This is a genomic window from Pseudomonas sp. UM16 (assembly GCF_050312595.1).
GTDB lineage: Bacteria > Pseudomonadota > Gammaproteobacteria > Pseudomonadales > Pseudomonadaceae > Aquipseudomonas.
Window position 1 is genome coordinate 17,286 of record NZ_JBNPJT010000008.1, and the last position, 24,447, is coordinate 41,732.

Sequence of the window (24,447 nt, forward strand, 5' to 3'; positions counted from 1 at the left end):
ACTATTTTTGCGAGGGCTCTATGGCTCGTACTACACCAATCAACCGCTACCGTAACATTGGTATTTGCGCGCACGTTGACGCGGGCAAGACTACCACTACCGAGCGGATCCTGTTTTACACAGGTCTGAGCCACAAGATGGGCGAGGTGCATGACGGCGCCGCGACTACCGACTGGATGGTGCAGGAGCAGGAGCGGGGTATTACCATTACCTCCGCTGCTGTCACCACCTTCTGGGAAGGTTCCCGTGGCCAGTACGGCAAATACCGCGTAAACGTCATCGATACTCCCGGCCACGTTGACTTCACCATTGAAGTAGAACGTTCGCTGCGCGTACTTGACGGCGCGGTCGTTGTGTTCTGCGGCACCTCCGGCGTTGAGCCGCAGTCCGAAACCGTATGGCGTCAAGCCAACAAGTACGGCGTTCCACGTGTTGTTTACGTGAACAAGATGGACCGTGCCGGTGCCAACTTCCTGCGCGTCGTAGGTCAGATCAAGAACCGTCTGGGTCACACTCCGGTTCCTGTTCAGTTGGCCATCGGTTCGGAAGATAACTTCCAGGGTCAGGTCGACCTGATCAAGATGAAGGCTATCTACTGGAACGACGACGACAAGGGCACCACTTATCGTGAGGAAGAAATTCCTGCCGATATGCTGGACCTGGCTAACGAGTGGCGCGCCAACATGGTTGAAGCGGCTGCCGAGTCCAGCGAAGAGCTGATGAACAAGTACCTGGAAGGCGAAGAGCTGACCGTCGAAGAAATCAAAGCCGGTCTGCGCGCGCGCACCCTGGCCAGCGAGATCGTTCCGGCTGTCTGCGGTTCTTCCTTCAAGAACAAGGGCGTTCCTCTGGTTCTCGATGCCGTTATCGACTTCCTGCCTGCTCCGACCGAGATTCCGGCGATCAAGGGTATCCACCCTGATCTGATCGAGAAGCCGAAAGACGAGCTGGTTGAAGCTGACTACGACGAGCGTCATGCTGACGACAACGAGCCGTTCTCGGCTCTGGCGTTCAAGATTGCCACCGACCCGTTCGTGGGTACCCTGACTTTCGTGCGCGTTTACTCGGGCATGCTGCAGTCGGGCGACTCCGTGATCAACTCGGTCAAGGGCAAGAAAGAGCGCGTTGGTCGTATGGTGCAGATGCACGCCAACCAGCGTGAAGAAATCAAAGAAGTACTGGCAGGCGACATCGCTGCTCTGATCGGCATGAAGGACGTCACCACTGGTGACACCCTGTGTAACGCCGACAAGCCGATCATCCTCGAGCGTATGGACTTCCCGGAGCCTGTGATCTCGGTAGCTGTTGAGCCGAAGACCAAGCAAGACCAGGAAAAGATGGGTATCGCACTGGGCAAGCTGGCTCAGGAAGACCCGTCGTTCCGCGTCAAGACCGACGAAGAAACCGGCCAGACCATCATCTCGGGTATGGGCGAGCTTCACCTGGACATCCTCGTTGACCGCATGAAGCGCGAGTTCAACGTCGAAGCCAACATCGGTAAGCCGCAGGTTTCCTACCGCGAGCAGATCACCAAAGACAACGTCGAAATCGAAGGTAAGTTCGTTCGTCAGTCCGGTGGTCGCGGTCAGTTCGGTCACTGCTGGATTCGCTTCTCGCAACCAACAGTGGACGCACAAGGCAACATCACCGAAGGCCTGGAATTCACCAACGAAGTTGTAGGCGGTGTGGTTCCTAAGGAATACATCCCGGCGATCCAGAAGGGTATCGAAGAGCAGATGAAGAACGGCATTGTTGCCGGCTATCCGCTGATCGGCCTGAAGGCAACCGTGTTTGATGGTTCCTACCACGACGTCGACTCCAACGAGATGGCGTTCAAGGTGGCGGCCTCCATGGCGACCAAGCAGCTGGCTGCCAAAGGCGGCGGTAAAGTGCTTGAGCCGATCATGAAGGTAGAAGTTGTGACCCCTGAGGACTACATGGGTGACGTGATGGGTGACCTGAACCGTCGTCGTGGTCTGATCCAGGGTATGGAAGATTCGGTGTCCGGCAAGGTTGTCCGTGCTGAAGTTCCGCTCGGAGAGATGTTCGGTTATGCAACCGACGTTCGTTCCATGTCTCAGGGTCGCGCGAGCTACTCCATGGAATTCTCCAAATACGCCGAAGCTCCGTCGAATATCGTCGAAGCACTCGTTAAAAAACAAGGCTAATCCAGCCCTTTAGGCAAGAGGTTCACTGTCGTGGCTAAAGAAAAATTTGATCGTTCCCTTCCGCACGTCAACGTTGGCACCATCGGTCACGTTGACCACGGTAAAACCACTCTGACCGCAGCTCTGACTCGCGTCTGCTCCGAAGTTTTCGGTTCGGCCGTCGTCGACTTCGACAAGATCGACAGCGCTCCAGAAGAGAAAGCTCGCGGTATCACCATCAACACCGCGCACGTCGAGTACAACTCGAAGATCCGTCACTACGCTCACGTTGACTGCCCAGGTCACGCTGACTACGTGAAGAACATGATCACCGGTGCTGCGCAGATGGACGGCGCGATCCTGGTTTGTTCGGCCGCTGATGGTCCGATGCCACAAACCCGTGAGCACATCCTGCTGTCCCGTCAGGTTGGCGTTCCGTACATCGTGGTCTTCCTGAACAAGGCTGACCTGGTAGACGACGCTGAGCTGCTGGAACTGGTTGAGATGGAAGTTCGCGACCTGCTGTCCACCTACGACTTCCCAGGCGACGACACTCCGATCATCATTGGTTCGGCTCGTATGGCCCTGGAAGGCAAAGACGACAACGAGATGGGCACCACTGCCGTCAAGAAGCTGGTTGAAACTCTGGACAGCTACATCCCAGAGCCAGAGCGTGCTATCGACAAGCCGTTCCTGATGCCAATCGAAGACGTATTCTCGATCTCGGGTCGTGGTACCGTTGTTACCGGTCGTATCGAGCGTGGCGTTGTAAACGTTCAGGATCCGCTGGAAATCGTTGGTCTGCGTGACACCACCACCACCACCTGTACCGGTGTTGAGATGTTCCGCAAGCTGCTCGACCAAGGTCGTGCTGGCGAGAACTGCGGCGTTCTGCTGCGTGGCACCAAGCGTGACGACGTTGAGCGTGGTCAGGTTCTGGTTAAGCCGGGTTCGGTTAAGCCGCACACCAAGTTCACCGCAGAAGTTTACGTTCTGAGCAAAGAAGAAGGCGGCCGTCATACTCCGTTCTTCAAAGGCTACCGTCCACAGTTCTACTTCCGTACTACTGACGTGACTGGTAACTGCGAGCTGCCAGAAGGCGTTGAAATGGTAATGCCAGGTGACAACATCCAGATGACTGTCACTCTGATCAAAACCATCGCAATGGAAGATGGTCTGCGTTTCGCTATCCGTGAAGGCGGTCGTACCGTCGGCGCTGGCGTCGTAGCCAAAATCATCGAGTAATTCTCGATAGGTTGAAAAAGCCCCCGCTCAGCGGGGGCTTTTTTTATTGGGTTGACACCCAATAGGGGCGTCTATAGAATCACGCCTCCTTTTAACGGGCGTAGTGCGCCCGGTGGGAATAGCAGCCTGGAGTCTGAAATCCAATGCAAAATCAGCAAATCCGTATCAGGTTGAAGGCTTTTGACCATCGCCTGATCGACCAATCCACCCAGGAAATCGTGGAAACCGCGAAACGTACTGGTGCTCAAGTGCGTGGTCCAATTCCACTGCCTACTCGCAAAGAGCGGTTCACCGTTCTGGTCTCCCCGCACGTCAACAAAGACGCGCGTGACCAGTACGAGATCCGTACTCATAAGCGCGTTCTGGACATCGTCCAGCCAACGGATAAAACCGTTGATGCTCTTATGAAGCTTGATCTTGCAGCAGGTGTGGAAGTGCAGATCAGCCTCGGCTAAGACACGGTCTTAGTCGTGTAACGCTCTGAAATGGGCGGCCATAGCGGGTGAAAGCCCCGTACACTCATGAGGTTTACAACATGACTATTGGTGTAGTCGGTCGTAAATGCGGTATGACCCGTATTTTCACCGAAGAAGGTGTCTCCATTCCGGTCACGGTCATTGAGATCGAGCCGAATCGCGTCACCCAGTTCAAAACCGAAGAAACTGATGGCTACCGTGCAGTGCAAGTCACTGTGGGTGAGCGTCGTGCTTCGCGCGTGACTGCTGCTCAAGCAGGTCACTTCGCTAAAGCGAACGTTGCCGCTGGTCGCGGTGTCTGGGAGTTCCGTCTTGAAGAAGGCGACTACCAGGCTGGCGACTTGATCAATGCAGAAATCTTCGCTGCTGGCCAAATGGTAGATGTTACCGGTCAGTCGAAAGGTAAAGGCTTTGCCGGTACCATCAAGCGTTGGAATTTCCGCGGTCAAGATAACACCCACGGTAACTCCGTTTCCCACCGCGTCCCGGGCTCTATCGGCCAGTGCCAGACTCCTGGTCGTGTATTCAAGGGCAAGAAAATGTCCGGTCATATGGGCGCCGAGCGCGTGACCGTTCAGTCCCTGGAAGTAGTGCGCGTCGACGCTGAACGCAATCTGTTGCTGGTCAAGGGTGCCGTTCCTGGCGCTACTGGCGGTGATCTGGTTGTGCGTCCGGCTGCCAAGGCTCGCGGTTAAGGGGAAGCTGACATGCAACTAAATGTAAATGACGCTCAAGCGATCGAAGTTTCCGAACTGACTTTCGGCGGCGAATTCAACGAGACGCTGGTTCACCAAGCAGTCGTGGCCTACATGGCCGGCGGCCGTCAGGGTACCAAGCAGCAGAAAACCCGTTCCGACGTTGCTGGTGGCGGTAAGCGCCCATGGCGTCAGAAAGGTACTGGCCGCGCTCGTGCCGGTACTATCCGTAGCCCAATCTGGCGTGGCGGCGGTACCACTTTTGCAGCTCGTCCTCAAGACCACTCGCAGAAGCTCAACAAGAAGATGTATCGCGCAGCAATGCGTTCCATCCTCGCTGAGCTGGTGCGTACCGACCGTCTGGTCGTGGTTCAGGACTTCGCTGTTGAAGCGCCGAAAACCAAAGACCTGCTGAACAAGCTGAACGGCATGGGTCTGAGCGACGTACTGATCGTTTCTGACGCTGTTGATCAGAATCTGTACCTGGCTGCTCGTAACCTGCCGCACGTTGACGTACGTGACGTACAGGGTTCCGATCCGGTCAGTCTGATCGCATACGACAAAGTGTTGATCACTGTGTCGGCCGTGAAGAAATTCGAGGAGCTGCTGGGATGAACCAGGAACGCGTATTTAAAGTCCTCCTTGGCCCGCACGTTTCCGAGAAGGCTACCGTTCTGGCTGAGAAAAAAGGCCAGTTCGTATTCAAGGTTGCTACTGATGCAACCAAGCTGGAAATCAAGAAAGCTGTCGAAGGCCTGTTCGGCGTACAAGTCGAAAACGTGTCGACTGTAAACGTTTTGGGTAAAACCAAGCGTACCGCACGTGGTCTGGGCAAGCGCAATGACTGGAAGAAGGCGATCGTCTCCCTTCAGCCAGGCCAAGATCTCGATTTCAGCAGCAGTGCTGAGTAAGGAAGGGGTGCATCATGGCAATCGTTAAATGCAAACCGACTTCCCCTGGCCGCCGTTTCGTGGTCAAGGTGGTCAACAAGGAGCTGCACAAAGGCGCTCCTCACGCACCGCTGCTCGAGAAAAAATCGAAGTCTGGTGGTCGTAACAACAATGGCCGCATCACTACTCGTCACGTAGGTGGTGGTCATAAGCAGCATTACCGTATGGTCGATTTTCGTCGCAACGACAAAGATGGCATCATCGCCACTGTCGAGCGTATCGAATACGATCCAAACCGTACTGCTCACATCGCACTGCTGTGCTACGCAGACGGCGAGCGCCGCTACATCATCGCCCCTAAAGGCGTGAGTGCTGGCGACCAGCTGATCGCAGGCGCTCTGGCTCCAATCAAGCCAGGCAACTCCCTGCAACTGCGCAACATCCCAGTCGGTAGCACCATTCACGGCATCGAACTGAAGCCGGGTAAAGGTGCACAGATCGCTCGTTCCGCTGGTGCTTCGGCTCAGCTGATCGCTCGCGAAGGTGTCTATGTGACCGTTCGTCTGCGCTCTGGTGAGATGCGTAAAGTCCTGGCTGAATGCCGTGCGACCCTGGGTGAAGTCTCGAACTCCGAGCACAGCCTGCGTTCGCTGGGTAAAGCTGGTGCCAAACGCTGGCGTGGCGTTCGCCCAACCGTTCGTGGTGTTGCCATGAACCCGGTTGACCACCCACATGGTGGTGGTGAAGGTCGTACCTCCGGTGGTCGTCATCCGGTATCGCCATGGGGCTTCCCGACTAAGGGCGCGAAGACTCGTGGTAATAAGCGTACCGACAACATGATCGTCCGTCGTCGCAAGTAAATAGAGGGATACGACAGTGCCACGTTCTCTGAAAAAAGGTCCTTTTATCGATCTTCACCTACTGAAGAAGATCGAAGTGGCGGCGGAAAAGAACGATCGCAAACCAGTTAAAACCTGGTCGCGCCGTTCGATGATCCTGCCACAAATGGTCGGTCTGACCATCGCGGTACACAACGGTCGCCAACACGTCCCAGTTCTTGTGAACGAAGACATGGTCGGCCATAAACTGGGCGAGTTTGCCGGTACCCGCACTTATCGTGGGCACGTGGCTGACAAGAAAGCCAAGCGTTAAGGGGTAAGGAAATGGAAGTAGCCGCTAAGTTGTCGGGCGCTCGAATCTCCGCCCAGAAAGCCCGCTTGGTCGCCGACCAGATCCGCGGGAAGAAGGTGGGCGAAGCGCTCAACCTGTTGGCTTTCAGCAGCAAAAAAGCCGCTGAAATCATGAAGAAAGTCCTCGAGTCGGCCGTAGCCAACGCCGAGCATAACGAAGGCGCAGACGTTGATGACCTGAAGGTCTCCACCGTTTTCGTCAACGAAGGGCGTTCGCTGAAGCGCATCATGCCGCGTGCCAAAGGCCGCGCTGATCGCATCGTCAAGCGGTCTTGCCATATCACTGTCAAGGTTGCGGACAAGTAACGGAGTCGATCAGATGGGTCAGAAAGTACATCCCACTGGCATTCGCCTGGGAATCGTCAAGGAGCACACCTCCGTCTGGTACGCAGACGGTCGGACTTATGCGGACTATTTGCTCGCAGATCTGAATGTGCGTGAGTACCTCCAAGACAAACTAAAAAGCGCGTCCGTTAGCCGTATCGATATCCATCGTCCGGCTCAAACTGCACGCATCACCATCCACACCGCTCGTCCAGGTATCGTTATCGGGAAGAAAGGTGAGGATGTTGAGAAACTGCGTCAGGACCTGACCAAGCAAATGGGTGTGCCTGTGCACATCAATATCGAAGAGATCCGCAAGCCGGAACTCGACGGTATGCTGGTTGCTCAGAGCGTAGCTCAGCAGCTGGAGCGTCGTGTGATGTTCCGTCGCGCCATGAAGCGCGCCGTACAGAACGCCATGCGCATTGGTGCCAAAGGCATCAAGATCCAGGTGAGCGGTCGTCTCGGTGGTGCTGAAATCGCACGTACTGAATGGTATCGCGAAGGTCGTGTGCCGCTGCACACCCTGCGTGCTGATATCGACTATGCCACTTACGAAGCTCACACCACTTACGGTGTGATCGGTGTGAAGGTTTGGATTTTCAAAGGCGAAGTTATTGGTGGTCGCCAAGAAGAACTGAAACCACAAGCACCAGCGCCTCGTAAAAAAGCTGCTAAGTAAGGGGTACGCCAAATGTTGCAACCAAAGCGTACAAAATTCCGCAAGCAGATGACTGGCCACAACCGTGGTCTGGCACTGCGCGGTAGCAAAGTAAGCTTCGGCGAATTCGCCTTGAAAGCTGTTGCTCGCGGTCGTCTCACCGCTCGCCAGATCGAATCGGCACGTCGTGCCCTGACTCGTCACGTAAAACGTGGCGGTAAGATCTGGATCCGTGTGTTCCCGGACAAGCCAATCTCCAAGAAGCCTCTCGAAGTGCGGATGGGTAAAGGTAAAGGTTCCGTGGAATACTGGGTTGCCCAGATCCAGCCAGGCAAAGTCCTGTACGAGATCGAGGGTGTTTCTGAAGAGCTGGCGCGTGAGGCTTTCGCCTTGGCGGCTGCAAAGCTGCCTCTCGCCACCTCCTTTGTTAAGCGGACGGTGATGTGATGAAAGCGAATGAACTTCGTGAAAAATCAGCACAGCAGCTGAACGAGCAACTGCTCGGCTTGCTGCGCGACCAGTTCAATCTGCGTATGCAGAAAGCAACTGGCCAGTTGGGGCAGTCGCACCTGCTCTCGCAAGTTAAGCGTGACATCGCTCGCGTGAAAACTGTGCTCAACCAGCAGGCAGGTAAGTGATCATGGCTGAAGCTGAAAAAACCGTCCGTACGCTGACTGGCCGTGTCGTCAGCGACAAGATGGACAAAACCATCACCGTACTGATCGAGCGTCGCGTAAAGCACCCGATCTACGGTAAATACGTTAAGCGTTCGACTAAGCTGCACGCGCACGACGAAACCAACCAGTGCCACATCGGCGACAAGGTCTCCATCCGCGAGACTCGTCCGCTGGCCAAGACCAAAGCTTGGGCACTGGTTGAAGTTCTCGAACGCGCTGTTGAAGTCTAAGGGCTAAGGGTCGGAGAAATTTTATGATTCAGACTCAATCCATGCTCGATGTGGCCGATAACAGCGGCGCTCGTCGCGTCATGTGCATCAAGGTTCTCGGCGGTTCGCACCGTCGTTACGCCGGCATCGGTGACATCATCAAGGTAACCGTCAAGGAAGCAATTCCGCGCGGTAAAGTGAAGAAAGGCCAAGTGATGACTGCTGTTGTAGTCCGCACTCGCCACGGTGTCCGTCGCGCTGACGGCTCCATCATCCGCTTTGATGGCAATGCTGCTGTTCTGTTGAACAACAAGCAAGAGCCGATCGGCACCCGTATCTTTGGGCCAGTGACCCGTGAACTTCGTACTGAGAAGTTCATGAAGATCGTCTCGCTCGCCCCAGAAGTGCTGTAAGGAGATCCGACATGCAAAAGATTCGTCGTGACGACGAGATCATCGTGATCGCCGGCAAAGACAAAGGTAAGCGCGGTAAGGTGCTCAAGGTTCTCGCTGATGACCGTCTGGTCGTTGGTGGGATCAACCTGGTGAAGCGTCATACCAAGCCTAACCCGATGTCGGGCGTACAAGGCGGTATCGTCGAGAAAGAAGCGCCACTGCACGCTTCCAACGTCGCCATTTTCAACGGCGAAACCAACAAGGCTGACCGCGTTGGTTTCAAAGTAGAAGACGGCAAGAAAATTCGTGTCTTCAAGTCGACCCAAAAAGCGGTTGATGCTTGAACACTGCTAGGTAGAAGACCATGGCACGACTGAAAGAGATTTACCGGAAGGAAATTGCTCCGAAGCTTAAGGAAGAACTTAAGCTGGCGAACGTGATGGAAGTTCCGCGCGTAACCAAGATCACCCTGAACATGGGTCTGGGCGAAGCTGTCGGCGACAAGAAAGTCATCGAACATGCTGTTGCTGACCTGGAGAAGATCACCGGTCAGAAAGCCGTTGTGACTTTCGCTCGGAAATCCATCGCGGGCTTCAAAGTCCGTGAGGGCTGGCCGATCGGCGTTAAAGTTACTCTGCGCCGTGATCGTATGTACGAATTCCTGGACCGCCTGCTGGCGATCTCCCTGCCTCGGGTTCGCGACTTCCGCGGCCTGAATGCCAAGTCCTTCGATGGTCGTGGCAACTACAGCATGGGCGTGAAAGAGCAGATCATCTTCCCGGAAATCGACTACGACAAGATCGATGCTCTGCGCGGTCTGGACATTACCCTGACCACCACTGCCAAGAACGATGACGAAGGCCGCGCTCTGCTGCGTGCTTTCAAATTCCCGTTCCGCAACTGATTGGAGTAGGAAAATGGCCAAGAAGAGCATGAAAAACCGTGAGCTGAAGCGTCAGCTCACTGTTGCCAAGTACGCCAAGAAGCGTGCCGAGCTGAAAGCGATCATCGTTAATCTGGAAGCAACTCCAGAAGAGCGTTTTGCCGCTGTCGTAGCTCTGCAGAAGCAACCACGTGACGCTAGCGCTTCGCGCATGCGTAACCGTTGCCGCATCACCGGTCGTCCACACGGCGTTTACCGCAAGTTCGGCCTCGGCCGTAACAAGCTGCGTGAAGCAGCAATGCGCGGTGACGTTCCAGGTCTGGTTAAAGCCAGCTGGTAAGACGTACCGGCAGCGTCCAGGTGGCGGAGGAGCGATCTTCCGACCACCGGTGACTTTGCAACGAAACAAGCCCCTTCTGGGGCTTGTTTCGTTTCTGGGATCTGTCTAGAATGACCGGCTCTCCTGAGCCCGGGTTTTTTTGACCTGGCGAGCTCAGGCGACTGTAGTAGCCGAGAGGCTAATTTTTCTTGTATCAGGAGCGTCTAGCCCATGAGTATGCAGGACCCGTTAGCGGACATGCTAACTCGCATCCGTAATGCCCAGATGGCTGAAAAGTCCGTCGTAAGCATGCCTTCGTCGACTCTGAAGGTTGCGGTAGCCAAAGTTCTGAAAGACGAAGGTTACATCGCTGGCTATCAAGTCAGCAGCGAAGTAAAACCATCGCTTTCCATCGAGCTGAAATACTTCGAAGGCCGTCCGGTCATCGAGGAAGTCAAGCGCGTAAGTCGTCCAGGCCTGCGTCAGTACAAGTCCGTCGAAGATCTGCCGAAAGTACGTGGCGGTCTGGGCGTGTCTATCGTCTCCACCAACAAAGGTGTGATGACTGATCGTGCTGCGCGCGCTGCCGGTGTCGGCGGCGAAGTTCTCTGCACAGTGTTCTAAGGGGGGATAAGCATGTCTCGCGTCGCTAAGAACCCCGTTAAGCTGCCAGCCGGTGTCGAAGTCAAATTCGTCGGCCAACAGCTTTCGGTGAAGGGTGCCAAGGGCACTCTCGAACTGAACGTTCACTCGTCAGTAGAAATCGTTGAAGAATCCGGTGAGCTGCGTTTTGCTGCTCGCAATGGCGATCAACAAACTCGCGCTATGGCCGGTACCACCCGCGCCCTGGTTAACAACATGGTCCAAGGCGTAAGCCAAGGCTTCGAGCGTAAGCTCCAGCTGGTCGGTGTTGGTTACAAAGCACAAGCCAAAGGCACCGTGCTGAACCTGGCGCTCGGCTTCTCGCATCCAGTGGATTACGAACTGCCGGCCGGTATCACCGCTGAGACCCCAAGCCAGACCGATATCCTGATCAAGGGTATCGACAAGCAGCTGGTAGGTCAGGTGGCCGCTGAAATCCGCGACTTCCGTCCACCAGAGCCGTACAAAGGCAAGGGTGTGCGTTACGCGGACGAAGTCGTCCGTCGTAAAGAAGCCAAGAAGAAGTAGGGCCTAGCAAATGACCGACAAAAAAGTTACTCGACTGCGTCGCGCTCGCAAAGCACGCCTGAAAATGCACGAACTCGAAGTCGTGCGTCTCTGCGTGTTCCGCTCCTCGCAGCACATCTATGCCCAGGTCCTTTCGGCCGACGGCAGCAAAGTCCTGGCCAGCGCCTCGACTTTGGACAAAGAACTGCGTGATGGCGCCACCGGCAACATCGACGCGGCCACTAAGGTTGGCAAGCTGGTAGCTGAGCGCGCGAAAGCCGCCGGTGTATCTCAAGTTGCCTTTGACCGTTCCGGCTTCAAGTACCACGGCCGCGTCAAGGCGCTGGCTGATGCTGCTCGTGAAGGCGGGCTGGAGTTCTAAGTTATGGCAAATAACGATCAAAAGCGCGACGAAGGTTACATCGAGAAGCTGGTTCAAGTTAACCGCGTAGCCAAGACCGTAAAAGGCGGCCGTATCTTCACTTTCACCGCGTTGACCGTGGTTGGTGATGGTAAGGGGCGTGTAGGTTTCGGTCGCGGCAAGTCGCGTGAAGTACCTGCTGCGATCCAGAAGGCTATGGAAGCTGCTCGCCGCAACATGATTCAGGTTGACCTGAACGGCACCACTCTGCAGTACGCCACCAAGTCCGCCCATGGCGCGTCGAAGGTGTACATGCAGCCTGCCTCTGAAGGTACCGGTATCATCGCCGGTGGCGCCATGCGTGCCGTCCTGGAAGTTGCTGGCGTTCAGAACGTCCTGGCCAAGTGCTACGGCTCGACTAACCCTGTAAACGTGGTTCACGCCACTTTCAAGGGTCTGAAGGCTATGCAATCTCCTGAGTCCATTGCTGCCAAGCGCGGCAAGAGCGTTGAGGAGATCCGTTGATCATGGCTACCGTTAAAGTAACGCTGATCAAAAGCACCGCCGGCCGTCTCCCTAACCACAAACTGTGTGTTAAGGGTCTGGGTCTGCGCCGCATCGGTCACACTGTAGAAGTCCTGGATACTCCCGAGAATCGCGGGATGATCAACAAGGCTTACTACATGCTGCGCGTCGAGGGTTAATCGATGAAACTCAATGATCTGAGTCCAGCGCCGGGTTCCCGTCGCGAGAAGCATCGTCCGGGTCGTGGTATCGGTAGTGGTTTGGGTAAGACTGGTGGCCGTGGTCACAAAGGTCAAACCTCCCGCTCCGGTGGCACCATCGCTCCAGGCTTTGAAGGCGGTCAACAGCCGCTGCACCGTCGTCTGCCGAAATTCGGCTTCGTTTCCCTGAAAGCCATGGACCGCGCAGAAGTGCGTCTGTCCGAGCTGGCCAAAGTGGAAGGCGACGTTGTCACCGTGCAATCCCTGAAGGATGCCAACGTGATTAACCAGAACGTAGAGCGTGTGAAAATCATGCTCTCGGGCGAAGTTACTCGCGCAGTCACCATCAAGGGTATCGCAGCCACCAAAGGTGCGCGTGCGGCTATCGAAGCAGCTGGCGGCAAGTTCGAGGAATAAATGGCTAAGCAAGGTGCTCTCTCTTCGCTCGGCAAAGGCGGGATGTCTGAACTTTGGGCTCGTCTGCGTTTTCTGTTCCTGGCGATCATCGTCTATCGGATAGGCGCACACATCCCAGTTCCAGGTATCAATCCGGACCGGCTGGCGGAACTGTTTCGACAGAATGAGGGGACCATTCTTAGCTTGTTCAACATGTTTTCCGGCGGCGCGCTGGAGCGGATGAGCATCTTTGCACTGGGGATCATGCCGTACATTTCGGCATCGATCATCATGCAACTGATGACCGCCGTCAGCCCGCAGCTGGAGCAGTTGAAGAAGGAAGGTGAAGCTGGCCGTCGTAAGATCAGCCAGTACACCCGCTACGGCACCGTAATCCTGGCGCTGGTCCAGGCCATTGGCATGTCCATTGGCCTGGCCGGTCAGGGCGTGGCGTTTTCTGCTGACTTTGGCTTCCATTTCGTTGCGGTGTCCACATTTGTGGCTGGCGCAATGTTCATGATGTGGCTGGGCGAGCAGATCACGGAGCGCGGTGTAGGCAACGGTATCTCGATGTTGATCTTCGCAGGTATCGTCGCCGGTCTTCCGAGAGCAATCGGGCAGTCTTTCGAGTCTGCACGTACGGGCGATATCAACATTTTCGCTCTGGTCGCTATCGGTTTGCTGGCAGTAGCGATTATCGGTTTTGTGGTGTTCATTGAGCGTGGTCAGCGTCGTATCGCCGTTCACTACGCCAAGCGTCAGCAGGGCCGCAAGGTCTTTGCTGCGCAGACCAGCCACTTGCCGCTGAAAGTGAACATGGCGGGCGTTATTCCTGCCATTTTCGCGAGCAGCATCTTGCTGTTCCCGGCTTCGCTGGGTGCCTGGTTCGGTCAGTCCGAAGGTATGGGCTGGTTGCAGGACATCTCGCAGTCGATCGCTCCTGGTCAGCCGTTGAATATTCTGCTGTTTAGTGCAGGGATTATTTTCTTCTGCTTCTTCTATACGGCGTTGATGTTCAATCCGAAAGACGTAGCGGAGAACCTGAAGAAGTCCGGTGCCTTTATTCCGGGTATCCGTCCAGGTGAGCAGTCGGCACGCTATATTGATGGCGTTCTGACCCGCTTGACCATGTTCGGTGCTCTTTATATGACGGCCGTCTGTCTGCTTCCCCAGTTCCTGGTGGTTGCGGCAAACGTTCCGTTCTACCTTGGCGGGACCTCGTTGCTGATTGTGGTAGTGGTTGTGATGGACTTCATGTCCCAAGTACAATCGCACCTCGTTTCGCACCAGTACGAATCCCTGATGAAGAAAGCCAACCTGAAAGGCTACGGTGGCAGCGGTTTGCTGCGCTGAGAGACCCTTAAGGTTCGAGGAGTTGGTGATGAAAGTTCGTGCATCGGTGAAAAAGCTGTGCCGTAACTGCAAAATTATTCGCCGCGAAGGTGTTGTTCGAGTAATTTGCAGTGCGGAACCACGTCACAAGCAGCGCCAAGGCTGAGTGTGATTTGCGCTACAAACCCAGCAGCTAGTGCGCTGCTGGGTTGATTATTTGTTTCTACAGCGATATTATCTCGCGCCCTATTTCTTGGCTTCCGGGGCGTAGGTAGCTGTCAATTGGAGTCCCACTGAATGGCCCGTATTGCAGGCGTCAACATTCCAGATAACAAGCACACTGTTATCTCGCTGACCTACATCTATGGTGTTGGTCGCACTACTGCACAGAAAATCTGTGTAGAGACTGGGGTCAACCCAGCCGCTAAGATCAAAGATCTGAGCGACGAGCAGGTTGAATCGCTGCGTACTGAAGTTGCGAAGTACATCACCGAAGGTGATCTGCGCCGTGACATCAACATGAAAATCAAGCGGTTGATGGACCTGGGTTGCTACCGCGGCCTGCGTCATCGTCGGGGTCTGCCAGTACGCGGTCAGCGTACCAAGACCAACGCGCGTACCCGTAAGGGCCCGCGTAAGCCGATCCGCAAGTAATCGCACCAGCGAATCGACAGGAATTTAGAAATGGCAAAACCTGCTGCTCGTCCTCGTAAAAAAGTCAAAAAGACAGTGGTTGATGGCATCGCCCACATCCACGCATCTTTTAACAACACCATCGTGACCATCACCGATCGTCAAGGTAACGCTCTGTCTTGGGCTACCTCTGGCGGTTCGGGTTTCCGCGGTTCTCGCAAGTCCACCCCGTTCGCTGCTCAAGTAGCTGCTGAACGTGCTGGTCAAGCTGCGCTGGAATATGGTCTGAAGAACCTCGACGTCAACGTCAAGGGTCCAGGTCCAGGTCGTGAGTCCGCTGTTCGTGCTTTGAACGGTTGTGGCTATAAGATCGCCAGCATCACCGACGTGACGCCAATCCCGCATAACGGGTGCCGTCCGCCGAAGAAGCGCCGCGTGTAATCAGGAGACAGATAAATGGCACGTTACATTGGTCCAAAATGCAAACTGTCTCGTCGTGAAGGCACCGATCTGTTCCTGAAGAGCGGCGTTCGCGCTCTGGAATCGAAGTGCAACATCGAAGCAGCCCCAGGTATCCACGGCCAGCGCCGTGGCCGTCAGTCCGACTACGGCACCCAGCTGCGTGAGAAACAAAAAGTACGTCGCATCTATGGCGTTCTCGAGCGTCAGTTCAGCGGTTACTACAAGGAAGCAGCCTCGAAAAAGGGTGCAACCGGCGAGAATCTGTTGCAGCTGCTCGAATGCCGTCTGGATAACGTCGTTTATCGTATGGGCTTTGGCGCTACTCGTGCCGAATCCCGTCAGCTGGTTTCGCACAAAGCGATCAGCGTTAACGGCAAGACTGTAAACATTCCGTCCTACCAAGTTCGTCCGGGTGACGTGGTCGCGGTTCGCGAGAAGTCGATGAACCAGCTGCGCATTGTTCAAGCCCTTGAACTGTGCGCCCAGCGTGGCCGCGTTGAGTGGGTAGATGTGGATACTGCCAAGAAGTCGGGCGTTTTCAAGAACGTTCCTGCTCGCAGTGACCTGTCCGCCGACATCAACGAAAGCCTGATTGTCGAGCTCTACTCCAAGTAAGGGCTAGAAAATAGGTGCATCCATGCAGATTTCGGTAAATGAGTTCCTGACGCCCCGCCACATCGATGTGCAGGTCGTCAGTCCAACCCGCGCTAAAATCACGCTCGAGCCTCTCGAGCGTGGCTTTGGCCATACCCTGGGCAACGCGCTGCGCCGCATCCTGTTGTCCTCTATGCCTGGCTGTGCAGTGGTCGAGGCCGAGATTGACGGTGTACTCCATGAGTACTCGGCAATCGAAGGTGTACAGGAAGATGTCATTGAAATCCTGTTGAACCTGAAAGGCCTGGCTATCAAACTGCACGGTCGTGACGAAGTTACGCTGACCTTGTCGAAGAAGGGTTCGGGGGTGGTTACCGCTGCCGATATTCAGCTGGATCATGATGTCGAGATCGTTAACCCCGATCACGTAATCGCTAACCTGGCGTCTAACGGCGCCCTGAACATGAAGCTCACCGTAGCTCGTGGTCGTGGTTATGAGCCGGCCGATTCGCGTCAGAGCGATGAAGACGAAAGCCGCAGCATTGGTCGCTTGCAGCTCGACTCTTCGTTCAGCCCGGTTCGCCGTATCGCATACGTGGTGGAAAACGCCCGTGTCGAACAGCGTACCAACCTGGACAAGCTGGTTATTGATCTGGAAACCAACGGTACCCTGGATCCTGAAGAGGCTATCCGTCGTGCTGCAACCATCCTGCAACAGCAGCTGGCTGCGTTCGTCGACCTCAAAGGTGACAGCGAACCTGTGGTAGTCGAACAGGAAGACGAGATCGATCCGATCCTGCTTCGTCCGGTTGACGATCTGGAATTGACCGTGCGTTCGGCCAACTGCCTTAAGGCGGAGAACATTTACTACATCGGCGATCTGATTCAGCGCACCGAAGTAGAACTGTTGAAGACTCCGAACCTGGGCAAGAAGTCCCTGACTGAAATCAAGGACGTTCTGGCCTCCCGTGGTCTGTCCCTCGGCATGCGCCTCGACAACTGGCCGCCTGCAAGTCTTAAGAAAGACGACAAGGCGACTGCCTGATCGTCGTAATCACCGAACGTAGTGTTTGGTAAGGAATGAATCATGCGTCATCGTAAAAGTGGACGTCACCTGAGCCGTACCAGCTCTCACCGCAAGGCTATGTTCCAGAACATGGCGGTGTCGCTGTTCGAGCACGAGCTGATCAAAACTACCCTGCCAAAAGCCAAGGAACTGCGCCGCGTTGCCGAGCCGCTGATCACCCTGGCCAAGGAAGACAGCGTAGCTAACCGTCGTCTGGCTTTCGACCGTACCCGTTCGAAAGAAATCGTCGGTAAGCTGTTCAACGATCTGGGCAAGCGCTATGCCACCCGTCAGGGCGGCTACCTGCGTATCCTCAAGTGCGGCTTCCGCGCTGGCGATAACGCACCTATGGCGTACGTCGAGCTGGTTGATCGTCCTGTCGGTGGCTCGGTAGAAGCTGCTGAGTAAGGCGACAGTCTGAAACAAAAAACCGGGCCAAGTGCCCGGTTTTTTGTGCCTGTACGTATTGAAACAATCTATTGATCCAAGTCATGTAATGAATTTGTTGCTGTCACAGTTCTGGTCGATACTCATCCAAAGCCGATTAGCCGGCAGTTTGAGACCGACGCAGTTCGAGACCGAAAGGGAGATAGCACATGAGCCAGACCAAAACACTGACCACCGCCAGCGGTGCACCGGTCGCTGATAACCAGAATTCGCGTTCGGCAGGCCCGCGTGGCCCGCTGTTGTTGGATGACTTCCATCTGATCGAGAAGCTCGCGCACTTCAACCGCGAGAACATCCCTGAGCGCCGTGTGCATGCCAAGGGCTCGGGTGCCTATGGCACCTTTACGGTAACCCGCGATATCAGCCAATACAGCTGCGCCAAGTTGTTCGGCACTGTCGGCAAGCAGACCGAGACCTTCCTGCGCTTCTCCACGGTGGGGGGCGAGCGTGGTTCGGCTGATACCGAGCGCGATCCGCGTGGTTTTGCCCTCAAGTTCTACACCGAAGAGGGTAACTGGGACATTGTTGGTAACAACACCCCGGTATTCTTCATCCGTGACCCGCTCAAATTCCCAGACTTTATCCACACTCAGAAGCGTTTGCCGCAAAGTAACCTGAAAAGCGCGCAAATGATGTGGGACTTCTGGTCGCATTCGCCTGAAGCACTACACCAAGTCACCATCCTGTTCTCTGATCGGGGTATTCCAGACGGTTACCGTCACATGCACGGCTTTGGCAGCCACACGTACAGCCTGATCAACGCCGAAGGTCAACGCACCTGGGTCAAGTGGCACTTCAAGACCAAGCAGGGCATCAAGAACCTGGCACCGGCCGACGCTGCTCGCCTGGCCGGTACTGACCCTGACTACGCTCAACGCGACCTATTTGAGGCCATTGAACGCGGCGACTTCCCGAAGTGGGCGGTATGCATCCAGGTCATGAGCGTAGAAGAAGCCAATAGCCGCGACGAAAACCCCTTCGACGTGACCAAAACCTGGTCGCAGAAGGATTACCCGCTCATTGAAATCGGTGAGCTGGAGCTGAACCGCAATCCGCTCAACTACTTCGCTGAAGTCGAGCAGGCCGCTTTTGGGCCGAGCAACATGGTTCCAGGCGTAGGCTTGTCTCCGGACCGTATGCTCCAGGGTCGCGTGTTCGCTTATGCAGACGCTCATCGCTACCGCGTCGGTACCAACCACCAGCAATTACCGGTGAACGCCCCACGCAGCCCGGTGAACAGCTACCAGCGTGACGGCGCCATGGCGTTTGGCAGCAACGGTGGCGCGGCGCCGAACTACGAGCCGAATAGCTACGCCAACGCGCCTAAACAGGCACCGCAATACGCTGAGCCGGCCTTGACCCTCAATGGTGTGGCTGATCGTTACGATCACCGCGAGGATACCGACTACTACAGTCACGCCGGCGCGCTGTTCCGCTTGATGAGCACCGAGCAAAAAGCGCTGCTGATCAGCAACATTGCCGGTGCGATGGCCGGGGTATCCGATGATGTGGTTCAGCGTCAGTTGCAGCACTTCTTCAAGGCCGATCCGGTCTATGGAGAAGGGATTGCCAAGGCTTTGGGCATAAATCTCGCCTAAGTCGAAATGATAAGAAGAACCGCCCTCATTTGGGCGGTTTTTCAATGAATATCACTACCGTTTACCGACTTTTTTGCATTTTTTTGCCCAATTTCAAGTGACCTTCCACTGATCCTGGTTCAAACTATGACTTTCACACAGGGAGAGGCAGGGCGATGCAAGGTCACCCGGACGTAATCGATTATCTCAACACGTTGCTGACGGGCGAACTGGCGGCACGTGACCAATATTTCATCCACTCGCGGATGTACGAAGACTGGGGCTTGAGCAAGCTCTACGAACGCATCAACCACGAGATGGAAGAAGAGACCCAACACGCCGATGCCCTGATGCGTCGTATCCTCATGCTCGAAGGTACGCCACGTATGCGCGCGGACGATCTGGACGTGGGCGCAACAGTCCCGGATATGATCGCTGCCGACTTGCGCCTGGAGTACAAAGTGCGTGCCGCACTGTGCAAAGGCATCGAGCTGTGCGAGCTGCACAAGGATTACATCAGCCGCGATATCCTGCGTGTGCAGTTGGCCGACACTGAAGAAGATCACACCTATTGGCTGGAAAAGCAGCAGGGACTGATCAAGTCCATTGGTCTGGAGAATTACCTGCAATCGCAGATGTAATATCCCAGAACGAAAAAAGCCCCGCCAGTGCGGGGCTTTTGTTGTCTGCTGGAAGCAACAGACTAGGCGCGGTCGCGCAACAGCAGCGGTTTGAGGTAATGCCCGGTATGCGATTGCTTCATCTCAGCCACTTCTTCCGGCGTGCCGAAGGCGATGATCTGGCCGCCCTTTGAGCCGCCTTCGGGGCCAAGGTCGACAATCCAGTCGGCGGTCTTGATCACATCCAAATTGTGCTCGATCACCACCACCGTGTTGCCGTGGTCGCGCAGGCGGTGCAGAACATCAAGCAGCTGCTGGATATCGGCGAAATGCAGGCCCGTGGTCGGCTCGTCGAGGATGTACAGGGTTTTGCCGGTATCGCGCTTGGACAGCTCACGAGAAAGCTTGACCCGCTGCGCTTCGCCACCAGAGAGCGTGGTCGCCGACTGCCCCAGCTTGATGTAGGACAGGCCGACATCCATCAGGGTTTGCAGCTTACGCGCCAGGGCCGGCACCGCGTCGAAGAACTCACGAGCTTCCTCGATGGTCATTTCCAGGACCTCGTGGATATTCTTGCCCTTGTATTTGATCTCCAGGGTTTCGCGGTTATAGCGCTTGCTCTTGCACACGTCGCAGGGCACGTAGATGTCCGGCAGAAAGTGCATCTCCACCTTGATCAAACCGTCGCCCTGACAAGCTTCGCAGCGTCCGCCTTTGACGTTGAACGAGAAACGCCCCGGGCCATAGCCGCGCGAACGCGATTCGGGCACGCCAGAGAACAGCTCACGGATCGGTGTGAACAATCCGGTGTAGGTTGCTGGGTTCGAGCGCGGAGTGCGGCCGATTGGGCTTTGGTCGATGTCGACCACCTTGTCCAGGTGCTGCAGGCCGTCACAGCTGTCGTGGGGTGCCGCTTCCAGGGTGCTGGCGCCGTTGAGGGCGGTCGCACTCAAAGGGAACAGAGTACTGTTGATCAAGGTCGATTTGCCCGACCCGGAAACACCGGTTACGCAAGTCAGCAGACCGATCGGGATTTCCAGGTCGACATTTTGCAGGTTATTGCCTCGCGCGCCCTTGAGCTTGAGCGAGAGCTTCTTGTTACGTGGGGTGCGTTTGCTCGGCACGGCAATCTTCACCCGTCCGGACAAGTACTTGCCGGTCAGTGAGTCTGGATGGTTCATGACCTCGGCTGGCGAGCCTTCGGCGACGATTTGCCCGCCATGCACACCGGCACCTGGACCGATGTCCACGACATAGTCGGCCATACGTATTGCATCTTCGTCATGCTCGACGACGATTACCGTATTGCCGATATCGCGCAGGTGGTTAAGGGTGCCAAGCAGGCGGTCGTTGTCGCGCTGGTGCAGGCCGATCGATGGCTCATCGAGGATGTACATCACCCCAACCAGGCCAGCACCGATCTGGCTGGCCAGGCGGATGCGCTGCGCTTCACCGCCGGAGAGAGTGTCGGCGCTGCGGTCGAGGGTCAGGTAATCCAGACCGACATTGACCAGAAACTGCAGGCGCTCGCAAATTTCCTTGAGAATTTTGTCGGCAATTTCGCCGCGACGACCTGTCAGCTTCAGACCGCCAAAGTAACTACTGGCATCACCAATAGGCAGGTTGGTAACCGCCGGCAAGGTCTTTTCGCCGACCCAGACGTGGCGTGCTTCACGACGCAAGCGTGTGCCGCGGCAATCCGGGCAGGGCTGGGTGCTGAGGAACTTTGCCAATTCTTCGCGCACGGTAGCCGATTCGGTCTCGCGGTAGCGGCGCTCCAGATTCGGCACGATACCTTCGAACGGGTGCGAGCGCTTAACGATGTCGCCCCGGTCGTTGAGGTACTTGAAGTCGACGTTCTGCTTGCCGCTGCCGTGGAGGATGACTTTCTGCTGTTCGGCCGGCAGCTCACCAAAGGGTACTTCTAGGCTGAAGTCATAGTGCGCGGCGAGCGAGCCGAGCATCTGGAAGTAATAGACATTACGCCGGTCCCAGCCGCGAATCGCACCTTCGGCCAGGGTCAGTTCACTGTTGACCAGGCGTTTGGTATCGAAAAATTGTTTGACTCCCAGCCCGTCGCAGGTCGGACAAGCACCTGCCGGGTTGTTGAAGGAAAACAGCTTGGGTTCCAGCTCACTAATGGCGTGGCCGCAGATCGGGCAGGCAAAGCGCGCGGAGAAGATCATCTCTTCGAACGGCTCGTCATCCATCGTCGCCACCAGCGCGATACCGTCGGCGAGCTTCAGCGCCGTCTCGAAGGACTCGGCCAGACGCTGCTGGAGATCTTCACGGACCTTGAAGCGGTCGACCACAACTTCGATGGTGTGCTTCTTCTGTTTATCCAGCTTGGGCAGTTCATCAAGTTCGCACAGCTTGCCGTTGACCCGTGCACGGACAAAGCCTTGGGCGCGCAGTTCATCAAAGACCGCCAGGTGTTCACCCTTGCGCTCGCGAATCACCGGCGCCAGCAGCATCAGTTTGCTGCCCTCAGGCTGGGCCAATACCAGATCAACCATTTGGCTGACGGTTTGGGCTTCCAGCGGGATATCGTGATCCGGACAGCGTGGCGTACCGACGCGAGCGTAGAGCAGGCGCAGGTAGTCGTAGATCTCGGTGATAGTCCCGACAGTCGAACGCGGGTTGTGCGAGGTCGATTTCTGCTCGATGGAAATGGCTGGTGACAGACCTTCGATGGTATCGACGTCAGGCTTTTCCATCATCGAAAGAAACTGCCGGGCATAGGCCGACAACGATTCGACATAGCGGCGCTGGCCTTCGGCGTATAGGGTGTCGAAAGCCAGCGACGACTTGCCGGAACCGGACAGGCCGGTGATCACGATCAACTTGTCCCGGGGCAGGGTCAGGTCGATGTTCTTCAAGTTGTGGGTCCGTGCCCCACGAATCAGAATCTTGTCCACTGCGGCCTCGCTTGGCGGGCATAAACGGATGAGTATACGGCTCTGGGCCATTACGCGGCAAAGCGTCACGTATATGCCGTTACGCGATGGGACTGGTAGAATCGCCGCCGGTTCACACGAGGTTTATCCATGCACGATACCCACAGCGAACGCATGAGCGGCAGCGAAACCCGCGCCGCAGGCGGCCTGGCCCTGGTGTTCGCCTTCCGTATGCTGGGCATGTTCATGGTCCTGCCGGTACTGGCGACCTATGGCATGGACCTGGCGGGCGCCACCCCGGCGCTGATTGGCCTGGCCATTGGTGCCTATGGCCTAACTCAGGCATTCCTGCAAATTCCGTTTGGGGTTATTTCCGACCGAATTGGCCGGCGTCCGGTTATTTACCTGGGCTTGGTGATCTTTGCCCTGGGCAGCGTGCTTGCATCCCAGGCCGATTCGATTTGGGGGGTAATTGCCGGACGTATCCTGCAAGGTGCCGGGGCGATTTCGGCGGCGGTGATGGCACTGCTATCGGACCTGACTCGCGAACAACACCGAACCAAAGCCATGGCCATGATTGGCATGAGCATCGGTTTGTCGTTTGCTGTGGCCATGGTGGTCGGGCCGTTGCTGACCCGTGCCTTCGGCCTGTCCGGGCTGTTCATGGCCACGGCCGGTTTGGCTGTGGTCGGCATTGCCCTGGTTGCCTTTGTCGTGCCGGCGTCGCACGGTGCCTTGCAACACCGCGAGTCGGGCGTGGCCAAGCAAGCTCTGGGACCGACTTTGCGTCATCCCGACCTGCTGCGCCTGGACGTCGGCATCTTCGTTCTGCATGCGATCCTCATGGCCAGCTTCGTCGCCTTGCCGCTGGCATTGGTCGAGCGGGGCGGCCTGCCCAAGGAAGAGCATTGGTGGGTGTACCTGACCGCCTTGCTGGTCTCATTTTTTGCAATGATCCCGTTCATTATTTACGGCGAAAAAAAGCGCAAGATGAAACGTGTCCTGCTGGGCGCGGTCAGTGTATTGATGTTGACCGAGCTGTTCTTCTGGCTGTCGGCTGACAACTTGCACGAACTGGTGATCGGCACCGTGATATTCTTTACAGCCTTCAACCTGCTGGAGGCATCCTTGCCTTCGCTGGTGAGCAAGGTGTCGCCCGCCGGTGGCAAGGGCACGGCCATGGGGGTGTATTCCACCAGTCAGTTCCTTGGTGCCGCGTTGGGAGGAATTCTCGGTGGCTGGTTGTTCCAGCACGGTGGCCTGAGCACCGTATTCCTGGGCTGCGCGGCGTTGTGTGCAGTGTGGTGGATCGTTGCCTTGAGCATGCGTGAGCCGCCGTACGTGACCAGCCTGCGCATGCCGTTGTCGGCCGAGGCGGTCCGCGAAGCAGGGCTGACCGAACGGTTGTTGGCCGTACCGGGTGTGACCGACGCAGTGGTGGTGGCCGATGAAGCCGCCATCTATATCAAACTTGATACACAAATTTTGGATCGCACGACCCTGGAGCGCCTGGTAAACCCAGCCTCCTCAGCGTGCGAAGCCTAGGAGAACGTTATGGCCCGTGGGGTTAACAAAGTCATTCTGGTCGGTACTTGCGGTCAGGATCCCGAAGTCCGCTACCTGCCCAACGGTAACGCTGTGACCAACCTGAGCCTGGCTACCAGCGAGCAGTGGACCGACAAGCAAACTGGCCAGAAGGTCGAGCGCACCGAGTGGCACCGCGTGTCGATGTTCGGCAAGGTTGCCGAGATCGCCGGTGAGTACCTGCGTAAAGGTTCGCAGGTTTACATTGAAGGCAAGCTGCAGACCCGCGAGTGGGAAAAAGACGGCATCAAGCGTTACACCACCGAAATCATCGTCGACATGCAGGGCACCATGCAGCTGCTTGGCGGCCGTCCACAGAACCAGGATGGCTCGCAGCCGCAGGGCGGCAACAACTACAACCAGGCGCCACGCCAGCAGGCTCCGCGTCCACAGCAGTCGGCTCCGCAGCAGCGTCCGGCGCCTCAGCAGGCCGCACCGCAGCCAGCTCCGGATTTCGACAGCTTTGATGACGATATTCCGTTCTGATAGACAC

At 56.4% G+C, this 24,447-nt stretch carries 35 protein-coding genes; 34 read left to right on the forward strand and 1 reads right to left on the reverse strand.

Translation table 11 applies throughout. The features are described 5' to 3' along the window. Positions 1–20: 20 nt before the first annotated feature. From fusA to bfr, 32 genes are all read left to right on the forward strand, one after another. Positions 21–2,168 (forward strand): elongation factor G, encoded by a 2,148-nt coding sequence (gene fusA / locus ACQRAX_RS10900; protein WP_412040146.1) that lies wholly within the window; start codon positions 21–23, stop codon positions 2,166–2,168. A gap of 30 nt (positions 2,169–2,198) precedes the next feature. Next, complete coding sequence (gene tuf, locus ACQRAX_RS10905) at positions 2,199–3,392, forward strand: elongation factor Tu (RefSeq protein ID WP_412040144.1); 1,194 nt, start codon at positions 2,199–2,201, stop codon at positions 3,390–3,392. Between the two features lie 143 nt (positions 3,393–3,535). After that, a complete protein-coding gene (gene rpsJ, locus ACQRAX_RS10910) occupies positions 3,536–3,847 on the forward strand; it encodes a 30S ribosomal protein S10 (protein ID WP_003186070.1) in 312 nt (103 codons plus the stop codon). An 80-nt stretch (positions 3,848–3,927) separates the two neighbouring features. Beyond that, positions 3,928–4,563, forward strand: a complete 636-nt coding sequence (gene rplC / locus ACQRAX_RS10915) for a 50S ribosomal protein L3 (RefSeq protein WP_028944484.1) — start codon at positions 3,928–3,930, stop codon at positions 4,561–4,563. Between the two features lie 12 nt (positions 4,564–4,575). After that, on the forward strand, positions 4,576–5,178 hold the full coding sequence (rplD, locus tag ACQRAX_RS10920; protein ID WP_010220305.1) for a 50S ribosomal protein L4: 603 nt from the start codon (positions 4,576–4,578) through the stop codon (positions 5,176–5,178). Then, positions 5,175–5,474, forward strand: coding sequence for a 50S ribosomal protein L23 (gene rplW, locus ACQRAX_RS10925; RefSeq protein ID WP_412040147.1), 300 nt, complete (start codon positions 5,175–5,177; stop codon positions 5,472–5,474). The genes rplD and rplW overlap by 4 nt, the downstream gene beginning before the upstream one ends. Positions 5,475–5,488: 14 nt before the next feature. Continuing rightward, positions 5,489–6,313 carry a 50S ribosomal protein L2 gene (rplB, locus tag ACQRAX_RS10930; RefSeq protein ID WP_136474255.1) on the forward strand — a complete coding sequence of 275 codons (825 nt, stop codon included), beginning with the start codon at positions 5,489–5,491 and terminating at the stop codon, positions 6,311–6,313. 16 nt (positions 6,314–6,329) lie between these two features. Then, positions 6,330–6,605, forward strand: coding sequence for a 30S ribosomal protein S19 (gene rpsS / locus ACQRAX_RS10935; RefSeq protein ID WP_002555486.1), 276 nt, complete (start codon positions 6,330–6,332; stop codon positions 6,603–6,605). A gap of 11 nt (positions 6,606–6,616) precedes the next feature. Continuing rightward, positions 6,617–6,949, forward strand: coding sequence for a 50S ribosomal protein L22 (gene rplV / locus ACQRAX_RS10940; protein WP_003103908.1), 333 nt, complete (start codon positions 6,617–6,619; stop codon positions 6,947–6,949). 13 nt (positions 6,950–6,962) lie between these two features. Then, the gene (gene rpsC / locus ACQRAX_RS10945) at positions 6,963–7,649 is read left to right on the forward strand and encodes a 30S ribosomal protein S3 (protein WP_010220308.1); all 687 of its coding nucleotides are present in this window, start codon (positions 6,963–6,965) and stop codon (positions 7,647–7,649) included. A gap of 12 nt (positions 7,650–7,661) precedes the next feature. Beyond that, the gene (gene rplP / locus ACQRAX_RS10950; protein ID WP_003255479.1) at positions 7,662–8,075 is read left to right on the forward strand and encodes a 50S ribosomal protein L16; all 414 of its coding nucleotides are present in this window, start codon (positions 7,662–7,664) and stop codon (positions 8,073–8,075) included. After that, entirely contained in the window at positions 8,075–8,266 is a 192-nt protein-coding gene (rpmC, locus tag ACQRAX_RS10955; protein WP_002555481.1) for a 50S ribosomal protein L29, read from the forward strand. Before rplP ends, rpmC begins: the two co-directional genes overlap by 1 nt. 2 nt (positions 8,267–8,268) lie before the next feature. After that, positions 8,269–8,535: a 30S ribosomal protein S17 gene (rpsQ, locus tag ACQRAX_RS10960; protein WP_028944481.1), complete on the forward strand. Its 267-nt coding sequence runs from the start codon at positions 8,269–8,271 to the stop codon at positions 8,533–8,535. Between the two features lie 23 nt (positions 8,536–8,558). Beyond that, on the forward strand, positions 8,559–8,927 hold the full coding sequence (gene rplN / locus ACQRAX_RS10965) for a 50S ribosomal protein L14 (RefSeq protein WP_002555479.1): 369 nt from the start codon (positions 8,559–8,561) through the stop codon (positions 8,925–8,927). Positions 8,928–8,938: 11 nt separating this feature from the next. Further along, complete coding sequence (gene rplX, locus ACQRAX_RS10970; protein ID WP_009397501.1) at positions 8,939–9,253, forward strand: 50S ribosomal protein L24; 315 nt, start codon at positions 8,939–8,941, stop codon at positions 9,251–9,253. A 20-nt stretch (positions 9,254–9,273) separates the two neighbouring features. Further along, positions 9,274–9,813 carry a 50S ribosomal protein L5 gene (gene rplE / locus ACQRAX_RS10975; protein ID WP_028944480.1) on the forward strand — a complete coding sequence of 180 codons (540 nt, stop codon included), beginning with the start codon at positions 9,274–9,276 and terminating at the stop codon, positions 9,811–9,813. Between the two features lie 13 nt (positions 9,814–9,826). Next, positions 9,827–10,132 (forward strand): 30S ribosomal protein S14, encoded by a 306-nt coding sequence (rpsN, locus tag ACQRAX_RS10980; protein ID WP_203479709.1) that lies wholly within the window; start codon positions 9,827–9,829, stop codon positions 10,130–10,132. Positions 10,133–10,342: 210 nt separating this feature from the next. Further along, the gene (rpsH, locus tag ACQRAX_RS10985) at positions 10,343–10,735 is read left to right on the forward strand and encodes a 30S ribosomal protein S8 (protein ID WP_045182484.1); all 393 of its coding nucleotides are present in this window, start codon (positions 10,343–10,345) and stop codon (positions 10,733–10,735) included. Positions 10,736–10,747: 12 nt separating this feature from the next. Next, on the forward strand, positions 10,748–11,281 hold the full coding sequence (rplF, locus tag ACQRAX_RS10990; protein ID WP_412040148.1) for a 50S ribosomal protein L6: 534 nt from the start codon (positions 10,748–10,750) through the stop codon (positions 11,279–11,281). Positions 11,282–11,291: 10 nt separating this feature from the next. Next, positions 11,292–11,642, forward strand: coding sequence for a 50S ribosomal protein L18 (gene rplR, locus ACQRAX_RS10995; RefSeq protein WP_038606178.1), 351 nt, complete (start codon positions 11,292–11,294; stop codon positions 11,640–11,642). Positions 11,643–11,645: 3 nt separating this feature from the next. Then, a complete protein-coding gene (gene rpsE, locus ACQRAX_RS11000) occupies positions 11,646–12,146 on the forward strand; it encodes a 30S ribosomal protein S5 (RefSeq protein WP_010220316.1) in 501 nt (166 codons plus the stop codon). 2 nt (positions 12,147–12,148) lie between these two features. Beyond that, a complete protein-coding gene (gene rpmD, locus ACQRAX_RS11005) occupies positions 12,149–12,325 on the forward strand; it encodes a 50S ribosomal protein L30 (protein WP_010220317.1) in 177 nt (58 codons plus the stop codon). Positions 12,326–12,328: 3 nt separating this feature from the next. Continuing rightward, complete coding sequence (gene rplO / locus ACQRAX_RS11010) at positions 12,329–12,763, forward strand: 50S ribosomal protein L15 (RefSeq protein WP_412040149.1); 435 nt, start codon at positions 12,329–12,331, stop codon at positions 12,761–12,763. Then, a complete protein-coding gene (secY, locus tag ACQRAX_RS11015) occupies positions 12,764–14,095 on the forward strand; it encodes a preprotein translocase subunit SecY (RefSeq protein ID WP_010220319.1) in 1,332 nt (443 codons plus the stop codon). A gap of 28 nt (positions 14,096–14,123) precedes the next feature. Beyond that, on the forward strand, positions 14,124–14,240 hold the full coding sequence (gene rpmJ, locus ACQRAX_RS11020) for a 50S ribosomal protein L36 (RefSeq protein WP_002555468.1): 117 nt from the start codon (positions 14,124–14,126) through the stop codon (positions 14,238–14,240). A 131-nt stretch (positions 14,241–14,371) separates the two neighbouring features. Beyond that, positions 14,372–14,728 carry a 30S ribosomal protein S13 gene (gene rpsM / locus ACQRAX_RS11025; protein ID WP_028944477.1) on the forward strand — a complete coding sequence of 119 codons (357 nt, stop codon included), beginning with the start codon at positions 14,372–14,374 and terminating at the stop codon, positions 14,726–14,728. 30 nt (positions 14,729–14,758) lie between these two features. Further along, positions 14,759–15,148, forward strand: a complete 390-nt coding sequence (rpsK, locus tag ACQRAX_RS11030) for a 30S ribosomal protein S11 (RefSeq protein ID WP_002555466.1) — start codon at positions 14,759–14,761, stop codon at positions 15,146–15,148. Between the two features lie 15 nt (positions 15,149–15,163). Further along, the gene (gene rpsD / locus ACQRAX_RS11035; protein ID WP_412040150.1) at positions 15,164–15,784 is read left to right on the forward strand and encodes a 30S ribosomal protein S4; all 621 of its coding nucleotides are present in this window, start codon (positions 15,164–15,166) and stop codon (positions 15,782–15,784) included. A 22-nt stretch (positions 15,785–15,806) separates the two neighbouring features. Beyond that, on the forward strand, positions 15,807–16,808 hold the full coding sequence (locus tag ACQRAX_RS11040; RefSeq protein WP_003186012.1) for a DNA-directed RNA polymerase subunit alpha: 1,002 nt from the start codon (positions 15,807–15,809) through the stop codon (positions 16,806–16,808). Positions 16,809–16,850: 42 nt separating this feature from the next. Next, the gene (rplQ, locus tag ACQRAX_RS11045) at positions 16,851–17,237 is read left to right on the forward strand and encodes a 50S ribosomal protein L17 (RefSeq protein WP_002555463.1); all 387 of its coding nucleotides are present in this window, start codon (positions 16,851–16,853) and stop codon (positions 17,235–17,237) included. Between the two features lie 188 nt (positions 17,238–17,425). Then, positions 17,426–18,874 (forward strand): catalase, encoded by a 1,449-nt coding sequence (locus tag ACQRAX_RS11050; RefSeq protein WP_412040151.1) that lies wholly within the window; start codon positions 17,426–17,428, stop codon positions 18,872–18,874. Positions 18,875–19,029: 155 nt separating this feature from the next. Next, positions 19,030–19,494, forward strand: a complete 465-nt coding sequence (gene bfr, locus ACQRAX_RS11055; RefSeq protein ID WP_412040152.1) for a bacterioferritin — start codon at positions 19,030–19,032, stop codon at positions 19,492–19,494. Between the two features lie 62 nt (positions 19,495–19,556). On the opposite strand, the gene uvrA is transcribed toward bfr, so the two are convergent. Beyond that, the gene (gene uvrA / locus ACQRAX_RS11060; RefSeq protein WP_412040153.1) at positions 19,557–22,391 is read right to left on the reverse strand and encodes an excinuclease ABC subunit UvrA; all 2,835 of its coding nucleotides are present in this window, start codon (positions 22,389–22,391) and stop codon (positions 19,557–19,559) included. A gap of 129 nt (positions 22,392–22,520) precedes the next feature. Here uvrA and ACQRAX_RS11065 point away from each other — a divergent pair, with 129 nt between their 5' ends. Further along, positions 22,521–23,915 (forward strand): MFS transporter, encoded by a 1,395-nt coding sequence (locus tag ACQRAX_RS11065; RefSeq protein WP_412040154.1) that lies wholly within the window; start codon positions 22,521–22,523, stop codon positions 23,913–23,915. Between the two features lie 9 nt (positions 23,916–23,924). Then, positions 23,925–24,440: a single-stranded DNA-binding protein gene (locus ACQRAX_RS11070; RefSeq protein ID WP_412040155.1), complete on the forward strand. Its 516-nt coding sequence runs from the start codon at positions 23,925–23,927 to the stop codon at positions 24,438–24,440. Positions 24,441–24,447 lie beyond the last annotated feature (7 nt).

What these genes read in the sequence shown, in the direction of transcription:
- fusA (WP_412040146.1), top strand. Translation starts at nt 21, where the DNA reads ATGGCTCGTACTACACCAATCAACCGCTACCGTAACATTGGTATTTGC.
- rpsJ (WP_003186070.1), top strand. Translation starts at nt 3,536, where the DNA reads ATGCAAAATCAGCAAATCCGTATCAGGTTGAAGGCTTTTGACCATCGC.
- rplC (WP_028944484.1), top strand. Translation starts at nt 3,928, where the DNA reads ATGACTATTGGTGTAGTCGGTCGTAAATGCGGTATGACCCGTATTTTC.
- rplD (WP_010220305.1), top strand. Translation starts at nt 4,576, where the DNA reads ATGCAACTAAATGTAAATGACGCTCAAGCGATCGAAGTTTCCGAACTG.
- rplW (WP_412040147.1), top strand. Translation starts at nt 5,175, where the DNA reads ATGAACCAGGAACGCGTATTTAAAGTCCTCCTTGGCCCGCACGTTTCC.
- rplB (WP_136474255.1), top strand. Translation starts at nt 5,489, where the DNA reads ATGGCAATCGTTAAATGCAAACCGACTTCCCCTGGCCGCCGTTTCGTG.
- rplV (WP_003103908.1), top strand. Translation starts at nt 6,617, where the DNA reads ATGGAAGTAGCCGCTAAGTTGTCGGGCGCTCGAATCTCCGCCCAGAAA.
- rpsC (WP_010220308.1), top strand. Translation starts at nt 6,963, where the DNA reads ATGGGTCAGAAAGTACATCCCACTGGCATTCGCCTGGGAATCGTCAAG.
- rplP (WP_003255479.1), top strand. Translation starts at nt 7,662, where the DNA reads ATGTTGCAACCAAAGCGTACAAAATTCCGCAAGCAGATGACTGGCCAC.
- rpmC (WP_002555481.1), top strand. Translation starts at nt 8,075, where the DNA reads ATGAAAGCGAATGAACTTCGTGAAAAATCAGCACAGCAGCTGAACGAG.
- rpsQ (WP_028944481.1), top strand. Translation starts at nt 8,269, where the DNA reads ATGGCTGAAGCTGAAAAAACCGTCCGTACGCTGACTGGCCGTGTCGTC.
- rplN (WP_002555479.1), top strand. Translation starts at nt 8,559, where the DNA reads ATGATTCAGACTCAATCCATGCTCGATGTGGCCGATAACAGCGGCGCT.
- rplX (WP_009397501.1), top strand. Translation starts at nt 8,939, where the DNA reads ATGCAAAAGATTCGTCGTGACGACGAGATCATCGTGATCGCCGGCAAA.
- rplE (WP_028944480.1), top strand. Translation starts at nt 9,274, where the DNA reads ATGGCACGACTGAAAGAGATTTACCGGAAGGAAATTGCTCCGAAGCTT.
- rpsN (WP_203479709.1), top strand. Translation starts at nt 9,827, where the DNA reads ATGGCCAAGAAGAGCATGAAAAACCGTGAGCTGAAGCGTCAGCTCACT.
- rpsH (WP_045182484.1), top strand. Translation starts at nt 10,343, where the DNA reads ATGAGTATGCAGGACCCGTTAGCGGACATGCTAACTCGCATCCGTAAT.
- rplF (WP_412040148.1), top strand. Translation starts at nt 10,748, where the DNA reads ATGTCTCGCGTCGCTAAGAACCCCGTTAAGCTGCCAGCCGGTGTCGAA.
- rplR (WP_038606178.1), top strand. Translation starts at nt 11,292, where the DNA reads ATGACCGACAAAAAAGTTACTCGACTGCGTCGCGCTCGCAAAGCACGC.
- rpsE (WP_010220316.1), top strand. Translation starts at nt 11,646, where the DNA reads ATGGCAAATAACGATCAAAAGCGCGACGAAGGTTACATCGAGAAGCTG.
- rpmD (WP_010220317.1), top strand. Translation starts at nt 12,149, where the DNA reads ATGGCTACCGTTAAAGTAACGCTGATCAAAAGCACCGCCGGCCGTCTC.
- rplO (WP_412040149.1), top strand. Translation starts at nt 12,329, where the DNA reads ATGAAACTCAATGATCTGAGTCCAGCGCCGGGTTCCCGTCGCGAGAAG.
- secY (WP_010220319.1), top strand. Translation starts at nt 12,764, where the DNA reads ATGGCTAAGCAAGGTGCTCTCTCTTCGCTCGGCAAAGGCGGGATGTCT.
- rpmJ (WP_002555468.1), top strand. Translation starts at nt 14,124, where the DNA reads ATGAAAGTTCGTGCATCGGTGAAAAAGCTGTGCCGTAACTGCAAAATT.
- rpsM (WP_028944477.1), top strand. Translation starts at nt 14,372, where the DNA reads ATGGCCCGTATTGCAGGCGTCAACATTCCAGATAACAAGCACACTGTT.
- rpsK (WP_002555466.1), top strand. Translation starts at nt 14,759, where the DNA reads ATGGCAAAACCTGCTGCTCGTCCTCGTAAAAAAGTCAAAAAGACAGTG.
- rpsD (WP_412040150.1), top strand. Translation starts at nt 15,164, where the DNA reads ATGGCACGTTACATTGGTCCAAAATGCAAACTGTCTCGTCGTGAAGGC.
- ACQRAX_RS11040 (WP_003186012.1), top strand. Translation starts at nt 15,807, where the DNA reads ATGCAGATTTCGGTAAATGAGTTCCTGACGCCCCGCCACATCGATGTG.
- rplQ (WP_002555463.1), top strand. Translation starts at nt 16,851, where the DNA reads ATGCGTCATCGTAAAAGTGGACGTCACCTGAGCCGTACCAGCTCTCAC.
- ACQRAX_RS11050 (WP_412040151.1), top strand. Translation starts at nt 17,426, where the DNA reads ATGAGCCAGACCAAAACACTGACCACCGCCAGCGGTGCACCGGTCGCT.
- bfr (WP_412040152.1), top strand. Translation starts at nt 19,030, where the DNA reads ATGCAAGGTCACCCGGACGTAATCGATTATCTCAACACGTTGCTGACG.
- ACQRAX_RS11065 (WP_412040154.1), top strand. Translation starts at nt 22,521, where the DNA reads ATGCACGATACCCACAGCGAACGCATGAGCGGCAGCGAAACCCGCGCC.
- ACQRAX_RS11070 (WP_412040155.1), top strand. Translation starts at nt 23,925, where the DNA reads ATGGCCCGTGGGGTTAACAAAGTCATTCTGGTCGGTACTTGCGGTCAG.